The 12,508-nt window shown below is 70.4% G+C and carries 10 protein-coding genes; 6 read left to right on the top strand and 4 right to left on the bottom strand.

Annotated elements, in window-relative coordinates; genetic code table 11:
* Positions 1 to 104 precede the first annotated feature (104 nt).
* Genes AB0I81_RS54360 through AB0I81_RS54340 form a run of 5 tightly spaced genes read left to right on the top strand, consistent with a single transcriptional unit; the run spans position 105 to position 6,738 of the window.
* The gene (locus AB0I81_RS54360) at positions 105 to 1,724 is read left to right on the top strand and encodes an ABC transporter substrate-binding protein (RefSeq protein ID WP_360676396.1); all 1,620 of its coding nucleotides are present in this window, start codon (positions 105 to 107) and stop codon (positions 1,722 to 1,724) included.
* Positions 1,721 to 2,659, top strand: coding sequence for an ABC transporter permease (locus AB0I81_RS54355; RefSeq protein ID WP_360676393.1), 939 nt, complete (start codon positions 1,721 to 1,723; stop codon positions 2,657 to 2,659). Before AB0I81_RS54360 ends, AB0I81_RS54355 begins: the two co-directional genes overlap by 4 nt.
* Entirely contained in the window at positions 2,652 to 4,529 is a 1,878-nt protein-coding gene (locus AB0I81_RS54350) for a dipeptide/oligopeptide/nickel ABC transporter permease/ATP-binding protein (RefSeq protein WP_360676390.1), read from the top strand. The genes AB0I81_RS54355 and AB0I81_RS54350 overlap by 8 nt, the downstream gene beginning before the upstream one ends.
* A 43-nt stretch (positions 4,530 to 4,572) precedes the next feature.
* Positions 4,573 to 5,499, top strand: a complete 927-nt coding sequence (locus AB0I81_RS54345; protein ID WP_360676387.1) for an oligopeptide/dipeptide ABC transporter ATP-binding protein — start codon at positions 4,573 to 4,575, stop codon at positions 5,497 to 5,499.
* Positions 5,500 to 5,514: 15 nt separating this feature from the next.
* Positions 5,515 to 6,738, top strand: coding sequence for an acyl-CoA dehydrogenase family protein (locus AB0I81_RS54340; protein ID WP_360676385.1), 1,224 nt, complete (start codon positions 5,515 to 5,517; stop codon positions 6,736 to 6,738).
* Between the two features lie 82 nt (positions 6,739 to 6,820).
* Here AB0I81_RS54340 and AB0I81_RS54335 read toward each other — a convergent pair whose 3' ends face one another.
* From AB0I81_RS54335 to AB0I81_RS54320, 4 genes are all read right to left on the bottom strand, one after another.
* Positions 6,821 to 8,590: an alpha/beta fold hydrolase gene (locus AB0I81_RS54335; RefSeq protein WP_360676382.1), complete on the bottom strand. Its 1,770-nt coding sequence runs from the start codon at positions 8,588 to 8,590 to the stop codon at positions 6,821 to 6,823.
* A 163-nt stretch (positions 8,591 to 8,753) separates the two neighbouring features.
* Positions 8,754 to 9,986, bottom strand: coding sequence for a hypothetical protein (locus AB0I81_RS54330; RefSeq protein ID WP_360676379.1), 1,233 nt, complete (start codon positions 9,984 to 9,986; stop codon positions 8,754 to 8,756).
* 8 nt (positions 9,987 to 9,994) lie between these two features.
* Entirely contained in the window at positions 9,995 to 10,660 is a 666-nt protein-coding gene (locus AB0I81_RS54325) for an ABC transporter ATP-binding protein (RefSeq protein ID WP_360676377.1), read from the bottom strand.
* Positions 10,653 to 11,159, bottom strand: coding sequence for a PadR family transcriptional regulator (locus tag AB0I81_RS54320; RefSeq protein WP_360676375.1), 507 nt, complete (start codon positions 11,157 to 11,159; stop codon positions 10,653 to 10,655). Before AB0I81_RS54320 ends, AB0I81_RS54325 begins: the two co-directional genes overlap by 8 nt.
* Before the next feature lie 358 nt (positions 11,160 to 11,517).
* On the opposite strand from AB0I81_RS54320, the gene AB0I81_RS54315 reads away from it, so the two are divergent.
* Positions 11,518 to 12,369: an alpha/beta hydrolase-fold protein gene (locus tag AB0I81_RS54315; protein WP_360676372.1), complete on the top strand. Its 852-nt coding sequence runs from the start codon at positions 11,518 to 11,520 to the stop codon at positions 12,367 to 12,369.
* Positions 12,370 to 12,508 lie beyond the last annotated feature (139 nt).

The raw sequence follows: 12,508 nt of genomic DNA, 5'->3' as shown, positions 1-12,508 counted from the left end.
CCCTCCCTCCCCGTAACGATTGTCCCGCGGGTCTTGTGCGTAATTTCACCGATAGTACTATCGGTGAAATTGCTCTCGGGGGGATCTACCGGGAGGAGGCGTGGATGAAACGCTGGAGGACGCCGGCCACACTGTTGCTGGCCTCGATGGTGATGCTGGCCTGCAGCGGCCAGCGGCCGGTCGCCGCGCCGCAGGCCAGTGCACCCGCGACGGGCCCGGCCCAGGGCGGACGCCTGATCTATGCGCTCAGTGCGGACGCCAACGGGTTCAACCCGGTCACCGACCAGTTCGCGGCGCAGAGCTACAGCATGGCCGGCTCGATCATCGAGCCACTGGTGAGCGTGAACGCGAACGGCGAGTGGAAGCCGTACCTCGCAGAATCGCTCACCCCCAGCAAGAAGTACGACGAGTGGACCATCAAGATCAGGTCGGGCATCTCCTTCTCCGACGGCATCTCCCTGACCGGTGACATCGTCAAGGCCAACCTGGAAGCGCAGAAGAAGTCCCCGCTGACGGCGGCGGTGTTCGTGCCGATCAAGTCGTTCGAGCTGGCCGACCCGATGACGGTCGTGGTCAAGCTGAACCAGCCGTGGGTGGCCTTCCCCTACTACCTGGCCGCGCAGAACGGCATGATCGTCCCGCCCTCCTCCCTGACCGACACCAAGTCCGGCAGCCTCAAGCCGGTCGGCACCGGGCCGTTCATCTTCAAGGAGTACGTGCCGGACAACCGCATGGTCGTCACCCGCAACCCGCGTTACTGGCAGAAGAACCTGCCCCACCTGGACGAGATCGAGTTCAGGATCCTGCCCGACAGCCAGACCCGCGCCCAGACCCTCGAAGCGGGCGGCGTGGACGCCATCGGCACCTCCCGCGACGAGGACCTGAGCAAGTTCGGCGCGATGAAGGACACCTACACCGTGCACCGGGCTCAGGGCATGGCGGTGGCCGAGTACATGTTCCTGCTCAACACCGCCGTGGCGCCGCTCGACGACGTACGGGTGCGCAGGGCCATGGCCCACGCCATGGACCGCCAGACCGTGATCAAGACCCTGCGCGGCGGGCTGACCGAGCCGGCCGAGGGCCCCTGGTCCAAGGACTCCCCCTGGTACGCCCCGGGCGGCTACCCCGAGTACGACGCCGCCAAGGCCGCCGCCCTGGTCAAGGAGGTGGAGGCGGAGAAGGGCCCGATCCGGTTCGAGATGATCTCCACCCCCGACCCCAACACCATGCAGGGCGTCGAGCTGGCGCAGGACATGTGGCGCAAGGCCGGCATCGAGGTGTCGATCAAGCAGGCCGACCAGGCCGACCTGATCAACCGCGCCATCACCGGCAACTTCTCGGCCACCGTGTGGACGCAGTTCTCCGCCCAGGACCCCGACGGCGAGTACATCTGGATGCACCAGGGCTACGCCAAGCCCGTCGGCGCCATATCGCTCAACATGACCAGGCTCAAGGACGACCAACTGAGCGCCGCCCTGGACGTGGGCCGGGTCAGCCCGGACGAGGCCACCCGCAAGAAGGCGTACGCGACCGTGCAGGAACGGCTGCGCGACCAGGTCCCGTACGTGTTCATCGACCACCTCAACACCGGCGCGATCATCGCCAAGACCAGGGTGCGCGGCATCGGCGAGCACGTGCTGCCCGACGGCGACAAGGGGCTGCCGCTGACCGGCTCGCCCATCCCGTACCACCCGTTCGGCCAGCTCTGGGTCAGCGAACGGTGATCATCGTCCACCGGCTGGTCCGGCTCCTGGTGGTGCTGGTCGTGGTGACCTTCCTCTCCTTCGTCCTGCTCAACCTGCTGCCCGGCGACCCGGTCACGCAGATCCTGGGCCTGTCGGCGACCGAGGAGGCCCGCGCCCAGCTCCGCCAGGAGCTCGGGCTGGACCAGCCGCTGCTGGTGCGCTATCTCGACTGGCTCGGCGGCCTGGCCACCGGCGACTTCGGCAACTCCTACATCACCCGGATGCCCGTCGGCGCTGAGCTGGCCGAGCGGCTGCCGGTCACCCTGGAGTTGCTGGTCGCCGCGCAGCTCATCGCGCTGGGCCTGGCCGTGCCCGTGGGCGTGGCCGCCGCCCGCCGCGCCGGACGTCCCCTGGACCAGGCGCTCACCGCGCTCAGCTTCGCGTTGTTGTCCACGCCCGTGTTCGTGATGGGCGTGGTGCTGATCCTCATCTTCGCCGTCACCCTTCAGGTGCTGCCCGCGACCGGGTGGACGCCCATCTCGCTCGACCTGGGCTGGAACCTCACCTCGGTGATCCTGCCCGCGGTCACCCTGGGCTGCGGGCAGTTCGCGGTGTACGCGCGGTTGTTGCGTACCGACCTGATCGCCACCCTCCAGGAGGACTACATCACGCTCGCCCGCGCCCGCGGCCTGTCGCCGCGCCGCATCCTGTGGCGGCACGCGCTGCGACCCTCGGCGATCACGCTGATCACCGCGATCGGCCTGAACCTGGGCGCGCTCATCGGCGGCACCGTGATCATCGAGACCCTCTTCGGCCTGCCCGGCATCGGGCGGCTCATCGTCGACTCCATCTTTTCCCGCGACTACCTGACGGTTCAGGGAGGCGTCGTGCTGATCTCGGTCGGCTACGTGGTGGTCAACTTCGCGGTGGACCTGGTCTACGCCGCCGTCGATCCCAGGATCAGGCGTGCGTAGGCGGCTGGGCCTGGGTTTCTGGCTGGCGGCCGGCTGGATCGGGCTGATCTTGCTCGCCGCGCTGCTGGCCGATTTGCTGCCGTTCGCCCGCTACGACGAGACGCTCGCGGGGCCGCCTCAGTCGGGGCCCAGCGCCGCGCACCCCTTCGGCACCGACGGCCTCGGGCGCGACGTGCTCAGCAGGGTCGTGTACGGCGCCCGCGTCTCGCTCGGCGTCGGCATCGGCGCGGTCCTGCTGGGCCTGGGCATCGGCGCCCCGCTCGGCATCCTGGCCGGCTACCGGCGGCGGGCCGCGGACGCGGTCATCATGGCGGTCAACGACGTGGCGCAGGCGTTCCCCGCGCTGGTGTTCGCGCTGGCCGTGGTGGCCTTCGCCGGCGCGAACCTGCGCAACGTGCTGATCGTCCTGGGCGTCCTGGGCGTGCCCTCCTGGGTACGCCTCATCCGCGGCGCCACCCTCACCTTCGCCGAGCGGGAGTTCGTGCTGGCCGCACGCGTGCTGGGCACCCGAGACCGGCGGATCCTGTGGCGGGAGATCGTGCCGAACGTGGCCGTGCCCGCCGCCTCCTACGCCTTCATCGGCATGGCCGTGGTCGTGGTCGCCGAGGGCAGCCTGGCCTTCCTCGGCCTGTCCGTCCAGGCGCCCCAGCCGACCTGGGGCGGCCTGATCAACGAGGGCCGCACGCTCATGGAGACCGCGCCGCACGTGGTGCTGGCCCCCTCGGTCGTCATGTTCCTGACCGTGTTGTCGTTCAACCTGGTGGGCGACCGGCTGCGGGCCATGACGGACGTGCGCGAGAGCGGCCTGGAGCCGGTACGCCAGGCCGCCGCCCCCGCGCTGCCCACCGCCACGCACCCGATCCGCGACACCCTCCTCCAGGTCGAGGACCTGCGCACGCACTTCGACACGCCGCGCGGCACCGTCAAGGCCGTGGACGGCGTCAGCTTCACTTTGGAACGCGGGAAGACCCTGGCCATCGTCGGTGAGTCTGGGTCGGGCAAGTCGATGCTGATCCGCTCGATCCTGGGCCTGCTGCCCGGCAACTCCGTCCGGGGCGGCCACGTGTACCTGTCGGGCGACGACCTGACCGCCTACGACCCCGCCGAGATGCGCGCCATACTCGGGCTCCGGCTCGGCACCGTGTTCCAGGACCCGATGACCGCGCTGAACCCGGTGCGCACGATCGGCACCCAGGTCATGGAGCCGCTGCGGGTGCATCTGAAGCTGAACCGCGCCCGGGCCCGCACCGAGGCCATCCGGCTGCTGGCCTCGGTCGGCATCCCCGACCCCGTACGGATGCTCCGCCGCTATCCGCACCAGCTCTCGGGCGGGATGCGGCAGCGGGTGACGATCGCGATGGCGTTGTCGTGCGAGCCCGACGTGCTGTTCGCCGACGAACCCACCACCGCGCTCGACGTCACCATCCAGGACCAGGTGCTGCGGCTGCTGCACCGGCTGCGCGAGGAGCGGGACATGGCCGTGGTGCTGGTCAGCCACGACCTGTCCGTGGTGGCGCGGTGGGCCGATGAGGTGATCGTGATGTACGCGGGCAAGGTGGTGGAGCGGGGACCGGCCGCGGAGGTGTTCGCGCGGGCGCGGATGCCGTACACGGAGGCGCTGCTCCAGGCCGCCCCCCGGCTGACGGACCCGGTGCACCACCGGCTGCGGGTCATCCCGGGCCGCCCGCCGGACCTGGTGGACCTGCCGGCGGGATGCGCGTTCCGGGCGCGGTGCTCGTACGCGCAGGAGCGGTGCGGGCAGGAGGCGCCGCCGCTGTTCGAGGAGGGCGCCCACCATCACCAGTACGCCTGCTGGTACCCCAGGCAGGCGAACGCGGAAACATCGGAGGTCGAGAGCCGTGGCCGGTAGCGGTATTGCCCACCTTCGCCCCCGTGACGAGGTGTTGCTCCGGGTGGAGGATCTGGTCGTGGAGTTCCCCGCAGGCCGTGGCCGGACCGTACGGGCGGTCTCCGGAGTGAGCTTCGACCTGGCGCGCGGCGAGACGCTCGGCATCGTCGGCGAGTCCGGCTGCGGCAAGTCCAGCGCCGCCCGCGCGCTAGTCCAGCTGCCGCCGCCCCGCTCGGGCTCGGTCCTGCTGGACGGCCTGGAGCTCACCGAGCTGCGCGGGGAGGCGCTGCGCCAGACCCGCCGCCGCCTGCAGATGATCTTCCAGGACCCCATCTCCTCCCTCAACCCGCGCCGCCGCGTCCGCGACATCGTCGGCGAGGGCCCGCGCGTGTGGAACCTGCCCGGCGACCGGGTGGACGAGGTCCTGGAGGCGGTCGGGCTCGATCCGGCGACGGCCGCGGTACGGCGGCCGCACGAGTTCTCCGGCGGGCAGTGCCAGCGCATCTCGATCGCCAGGGCGCTGATCCTCGATCCGGAGGTGGTGATCTGCGACGAGCCGGTGTCGGCGCTGGACGTGTCGGTGCAGGCGCAGATCCTGGGCCTGCTGGAGGACCTCAAGGACCGCTACCGGCTCACGCTCGTCTTCATCGCCCACGACCTGGCCGTGGTGAAGAACGTCAGCGACCGCATCCTGGTCATGTACCTGGGCAAGGTGTGCGAGCTGGCGCCGGGCGCGGACCTCATCGGCCGGCCCGCGCATCCGTACACGCGGGCCCTGATCGCCTCCATCCCCGGCGGCGGCCTGGACCTGCCGCCCGCCGACACCCTGATCAGCGGCGAACCGCCGTCCCCCGTCAACCCGCCCACGGGCTGCCGGTTCCGCACCCGCTGCCCGCGCGCGGCGGCGAAGTGCGCCGAACAGGAGCCCCAGATCCGGCAGATCGGCGAGGACCACTGGCTGGCCTGCCATTTCCCTGATATTTCGCAATAAGGAGTGCTTGACGATATGGCCATTGATTTCACCCTCGCCCCTGAGCACGAGGAGATCCGCAAGCGGGTCCGCGCCTTCATCCAGGGCACCGTCGTGCCCGCCATGGAGGACCTGAAGGAGGGCGACCGCGACGCCTATCTCCGCGCGATCTTCCACCTCCGCTCCCTGGCCAAGGAGGAGGGGTTGTGGCTGCCCCACATGCCGAAGGAGTGGGGCGGCATGGGCCTGGGGCACGTGGAGCTGGCCATGGTGCATTCAGAGGCGGCCAAGACCCGCATCGGACCATGGGTGTTCAACTGCCAGGCCCCTGACGAGGGCAACATGCACACCCTGCTGCACTGGGCCGACGACGAGCAGAAGGAGAAGTACCTGCGCCCGCTGCTCGACGGCGCGAAGATGTCCTGCTTCGCCATGACCGAGCCGGAGGTGGCCGGTTCCGACCCGACGCTGATCCGTACCGAGGCCGTCAAGGACGGCGACGAATGGGTCATCAACGGCCACAAGTGGTTCATCTCCAACGCCCGCCGCGCCAGCTTCGCCATCCTCATCGCCAGGACCGAGCAGGACGTGCCGGCGGGTTCGCGCGGCGGCAACACCGCCTTCCTCGTGGACCTGCCCAACCCCGGCTGGAACGATGTACGCGAGGTGGAGACCATGCACGGCTCCACAGGACACAGTGAAATTGTCATCAAGGACCTGCGCGTCCCCGACAGCGCGGTGCTCGGCGGGCGGGGCAACGGCCACCGGCTGGGCCAGTACCGGCTCGGGCCCGCCAGGCTCGCCCACTGCATGCGCTGGATCTCCCAGGCCGAGACGGCGCTGGACATGATGGTCGACCGCGCGCTCAAGCGCTACAGCCACGGCTCCCTGCTCGCCGAGAAGCAGGGCATCCAGTGGCTGATCGCGGACTCGGCCATGGAGCTCTACCAGTGCAAGCTGATGGTCCTGCACGCCGCTTCCAAGATCGACAAGGGCGAGGACTTCCGTACGGAGGTGTCGATGGCCAAACATTTCGTGGCGGGCAGCCTCAACCGGATCGTGGACCGCGCGATCCAGGTGCACGGCGCACTCGGTTACTCGACGGACACGCCGCTGGCGAACATGTTCCAGCACGCCCGCTGGGCCCGCTTCGCGGACGGCGCCGACGAGATCCACCAGATGCGCATCGCGGAGCGTACGATCGCCGCCTACCAGGCGACCGGCTCGACCAGCTCCGCCACGGGCGGCCTGCCGCTGTAGCCGGCGAGCGGGCCGGGCCGTGGCGCGGGCCCCCGTACCCGCGCCACGGCCCGTTCAATGCGCGGGGACCCACACGGCCCGTTCAGTGGGCGGGGATCCGCGCTTTGAAGGCGCGGCCGTCCAGGGTGCCCTGGATCCGGGTGGACTCTTCGGCGCGGAAGGCGTCCCAGGTGAACTCGACGCGGCGGTCCCGCACGGTGAGCACCGCCCTGCCCTCTGGATGGACGACGCCGGTGACCGCGACATCGCCGGTGTAGCGGACCTGGTCCAGGCGGATCCGCGACTGGTCGTCGTCGAAGCTCACCTGGCCGCCGCGCAGCCCCGCCTCGGTCTTCAACCTCCCGTACAGGGCGGAGTACGGGTTGCGGCGGTGCAGCGCGTCGGTGGCCGTGCCGAACGCCACGGCCAGCAGGCGCCGCTCGCTCACGGAAAGACCCGCGCCGCGCGCCGGAGGCACGTCGTCGATGGTCCTCGGGAAAGAGCCGAGGGCCTGGTACGTCGCGGCGCTGCAGACCGGGCGGCCGGCGGCGAGACGTTCGAGGAAGCGCCGCATCTCCTTGCGCACGCATTCGACCAGTGGCGGGCGCTGGTTCAGGGACACGCTGTGGCTGCCGAACGGGATCGTGATGTGCCTGCCTCCGGGGAAACGGCCGAGCACCTCCGCCCCGGAGCCGTCGTCGTCCAGCTGCCCTCCCACCCCCAAGGCCGGCACGTCGGGGTAGTCGGCGCCGGGAGGAACGGGCGGGCTCTCGCGCGGCGTGGGCCAGCTCACGCACCAGTCCTGCCAGCCGAACGGCCCGGCCAGCTCTTCCACGACGAACGGCTCGAACGGGCGCTCGGTGGCGTAGTAGTGGTCGAGTTGCCGGCGTCGCTCGGCGGGAGACGCCTCGCGATCGTACGGGTGGCGGAAGTCCCCGCAGTAGTAGGCGAGCATTCCCGCATATGTCGGATCCTTGAGCGGCATCCCCTGGAAATCGCCGACGGCCTTGCCCAGCCGGTGGAGGGGGCGCCGGTCGCCGGCCAGGTAGGCGGTGGCCGCCGCGGCGGTCTCGCGCCCGAAGGCCGGGTCGGTGAGAACGTTGCCGACGGCTCGCAGTGTCGTGATGGGCAGGGCCGAGTCCGGCTCGGCGCGCAGGTGCCGTACCAGCTTGCTCCAGGTTCCGCGGGGATCGCCGGGCAGTTTCCGGCAGGCCGGAGAGGGCCGGCAGACGTCGTCGTGGTCGCTCATGGGGGTGGCGATGGAGGCACGGGCGTAACCGTCCGCGCCGATGGAGACGACGCTGTCGAGGAAGACCGCCGCCGTGTTGCGCGGGAACCTGGTGGCGTAGGCCGGGCCCAGGATCGTGCCGTAGGAGTTGCCGTAGAAGCTCACCTTCGGCACGCCGAGCGCCTGCCGTACCGCGTCCATGTCCCGTACGGCCTGGTCGGAGGTGTAGAAGGCGGTCTTCGGGCCGAGCTGGGCCGCGCAGGCCGCGATCGTCCTCTGTTCTGCCAGGTCCAGGCCGGGGCAGAGCAGCGGGCTGGACTCGCCGTGCCCGCGCGGCTCGACGACCAGGAGGTTCTGCCGCTGGAGAACCGGGCCGAGGGCGGCGGCGATGGTGGGCACGGCGGGCAGCGCGGGCGCGATCCCGCCCGGGTTGGCGAGCACGGTGCCGGTGGCCGGGCGCGACCGGTCCGTACGGGGCAGCCAGGCGAACGCCACGCTGATCCGCTCCGACCGGGGATCGTCCCAGTCCAGCGGCACGGAGATGCGGCCGTCGCAACGCTTATCGGCGACGGCGCACTCGTGCTGATCCGCCGAGGCGGCGGGCGTGGCCGTCAGGGGCGCGCCGACCAGGGCGAACGCTAGCACCGCAGATTTCCACGGGGTGAACATGACACCCAGCATGGTTCGCGCCCCGGGGCATCTCATCCGACGGCGGGACGGTCTTCCAACTGGGACCACGGACCCCGTGGGTAGGAGTGTGGTCCTATGTCCGTCGCGCGTCCAGCCGTTCGGCGCTCGCGTCCGGCTTTCAGGCGCGCAGCTTGTCCAGGCGGAGGGCTCCGCGCAGGAGGGGTCGTGCCGCCAGGGCCACGAGCACCGCGGCCAGAACCCCGATGCCCGCCACGGCCACGGCCCTGGCACCCGCCCAGCCGAGCCATCGCACCTGGTAGATGTCCCCCAACGGAAGGATCACCGCCAGCGTTCCCACGAGCGCCGCCACGGCACAGACGGGCAGCGCCGCGACGAACGCCTGCCGTACGAGCACCGCGCCGAGCGCCCGCTCCGGCACCCCGGAGGCGGCGAGCGCGGCGAACGAACGCTGGTGGTCGATCAGCTCCTCCGCCTGGTGCACCACCAGGGCGACCGCCGAGGTCACCAGCGCCACCAGGAGCGCGAGGTCCACCAGCGCATGGGCATGCCAGTACGCACCGACGCCCGCCTGCTGGGCTCCGGCTGCCGCGGCGAAGAACACGGTCAGGCTCACCACGGACAGCGCCCTGGCCCACGCCCTCGGATCCGCCTCGACCAGCCGCGCCGCCAGCAACATCTCCGGCGACCTGGCCCGCCGCCCGGCGCGGCGGGCGTACAGCCTGATCAGCCAGGTCGTGGCCAGGGTCACGCCGAAGAGCACGAGCACCAACCCGGCCGCCATGGACACGGCCAGCCCGTACCCGCCGAATGGCACGGGGATCCGGAAGTAGCCCTTGGTCATCAGCAGGGGCAACACGACGAGACCGACACCCGCCACCGTCAGGAGCAGGTCCGTCTTCCTCGGCCCCCGCAGACGTGAACGGCGGACCAGTCCCAAGGGCGAGGAGATGACGTGCCGGCCGGCGCGCGCCCCCGACACAACCCCGCTGAGCGTCACCAGGATCAGGACCACCGGCACCTGGACCATCGGCCCGGACAGGTGGGTGATCAGGTAGATCAGGGCGCCGGCCAGCGAGCCGGACAGCGCCAGCCAGCCGCCTTCCAGCGCCGAGAGCAGCCGTACGTCACGAGGCGTGGCCCCGGCCAGGCGCAGGCCCGCCAGCCGCCGTTCCCTGGTGGCCGAGGCCAGCCGGTTGGCCTGGTGCACCAGCCCGGCGACCGGCAGGGCCAGCAGGGTCAGGGCGAGCGCGGTCAGTGAGCTGCCCTCGTTCCTGGTGTCCACCAGGCTGACGGCCGTGCAGATCAGCAACGTCGCCGCGCCCGCCCCTGCGGCGACCAGCAGGGCGCGTACCCGCTCGGTCCGCGACCGCCCCCGGTTCAGCATTCGCATGACTGCGATCACGGGGTAACCCCCGTCAGGACGGCCCCGTCGCGCAGGGTGATCTCCCGGTCTGCGTAGGCGGCCACCCGGTTGTCATGGGTGACCAGGACGACTGCGGTGTTGCTGGCGCGGGCCGCGCCGAGCAGCGCGCTCATCACCTGTTCGCCGCCGAGCGTGTCCAGCGCTCCGGTGGGCTCGTCGGCGAAGATCACACGCGGTTCTGTCGCCAGCGCCCGCGCGACGGCCACCCGCTGTAACTGGCCCCCGGACAGCTCGCCGGGCCGCTGGCCGGCGCAGTCGGACACGCCCAGCCGGTCCAGCCAGTCCGCCGCGACGCTCATCGACGCCTGCCTGTCGCGCCGGTTGAACAACATCGGCAGGGCCACGTTCTCCGCCGCCGTGAGCTCGGGCACCAGCTCGCCGAACTGGAAGACCACGCCGAAGTTCTCGCGGCGCAGCCTGGTCAGCTCCGCCTCGGCCAGCGTGTCTATCCGCTTGCCGTCCAGCACGACCTCCCCGGACTCCGGTCGGATGATCCCGGCCAGGCAATGCAGCAAGGTGGACTTTCCAGACCCGCTCGGCCCGGTGATCGCGAGGATCTCGCCCTCGGCGATCTCAAGCGAGACGCCTGTCAGCGCGAGTGCCTTGCCGTACGACTTCACCAGGCCCCTGGCCTCAAGCATTGCCGTCCTCCTTCAGCCGTGTGAGTGCGGTCTCGATCCAGCGCAGGTCCGCGTCGAGGTGCTGGAGCGCGTAGTCGGCCGCCAGCACCTCGGCGGGCGTGCCGGCCACCTTCGTGGCGGTCAGCTCCCGCATGCGGGTCAGGTGCGCCTCGCGCTGCCGTACGAGATAGGCGTCGGCGTCCTTCCCGGCGACGGCGACGCGGGCGAACAGCGGGCTGGCGACGTAGGGGGCCGGCGCGTCCACCGTGTTCAGCCACTGGGTCAGTTCCGCCCGGCCGCCATCGGTGATCGCGTACATGGTCCGCTCGGGACCACCCTCCTGCGACGTCTCCGCCACCTCCGCGAACCCGTCGCGCTCCAGCCGCTGCAACGTCGCGTAGACCTGCCCGTAGGCCAGCGGCTTGGCGCCGGCCAGGCGTTGATCGTGCTCCTTCTTGAGCTCGTAGCCGTGCTTGGGCCGCTCGACGAGAAGGCCGAGCAGCACGTGACTGGTTGGCATGATCGCGACTATACATCGAATGAATAGTCATCCCCACCCGTTGGGCATCGGCACGGCAGTCCGGCGCGCTGCTGCACACCCCCACACGGAGAGCCCGGCACGACGCCGAACACGCCCGCGGGGAGAGCCCGGGGCGACGCCGAACACATCCGCACGGAGAGTCCCAGCGCAACACGGAACACGCCCGCACGAAGAGTCCCAGCACGACGCCGAAAACGCCCGCACGAAGAGTCCCAGCGCAACACGGAACACGCCCGCACGAAGAGTCCCAGCACGACGCCGAAAACGCCCGCGCGGAGAATCCAGCGCCACGGGGTTCTGTTGAGGCGGTCAGACGATCTCTCTTAGGGTGGCTCGTGTGATCACCGAGGTGCCCTACCAGCCGCTTCCGATCGACCAGTCACACGTTCGCTACGCACACGGCCCCGACTCCACCGCACGGGCCGGCGTCCCCTCCGGGAAGACGATCGAGTTCGACTGGAACGAAAGCGCGATCTACCCGGGCACATCACGGAAGTTCTGGGTTCACGTGCCCGCGCAGTACGACCCTGCCGAGCCGGCATCGCTGATGGTGTTCCAGGACGGATGGTGGTATCTGGACCCCGAAGGCGAGGTACGCGGCGCGATCGTCCTGGACAACCTCGTCCACCGCGGCGACATCCCGGTCACCATCGGCGTGTTCGTCGATCCTGGCGTCTTCCCCAACGTCGCGAACTCCAAGAACCGGAACACCGAGTACGACGCCTTCGACTACCGATATGTGACCTTCCTCCTGACCGAGATCATCCCTCAGGTCACCCAGCGCTACTCGGTCTCGGAGGACCCCGAGCGGTGGGGCATCTGCGGGGGCAGCAGCGGCGGCAACTGCGCGTTCACGGCCGCGTGGATGCGCCCGGACAAGTTCCGCCGCGTCATCGGCTACCTGTCCAGCTTCGCGCAGATGCCGTACGGCAACCCCTACCCCGCGATCATTCCCAGCGTCCCCCGCAAACCGCTGCGCATCTTCCTCCAAGCAGGCCATCGCGACCTGCGCTGGAACGAGCCCGACTGGAACTGGTTCGCCAGCAACCTGCGCGTCGCGGCGGCTCTCGCGGAAGCCGGCTACGACTTCCGCCTGGTCCTGGGCGACGGCGACCACAGCCCCAACCATGGCGGCGTCCTGCTCCCCGATGCCCTCCGCTGGTTGTGGCGCCCGGAAGCGGCGTCCTGACCTCCCGCCGAGCCCCACGGATGACCTCCCGCCGAGCCCCACGGACCTTTCGACCGAGGCTCCACGGACCACCGCAACGACAAAACTCCTCAACCTGTTCGGCGGCCGCTCGGAAGATGAATAAATAAATTAGTCACAG

The organism is Nonomuraea sp. NPDC050404 (genome assembly GCF_040655495.1).
GTDB lineage: Bacteria > Actinomycetota > Actinomycetes > Streptosporangiales > Streptosporangiaceae > Nonomuraea.
This window is presented reverse-complemented; position numbering and strand designations above follow the sequence as displayed.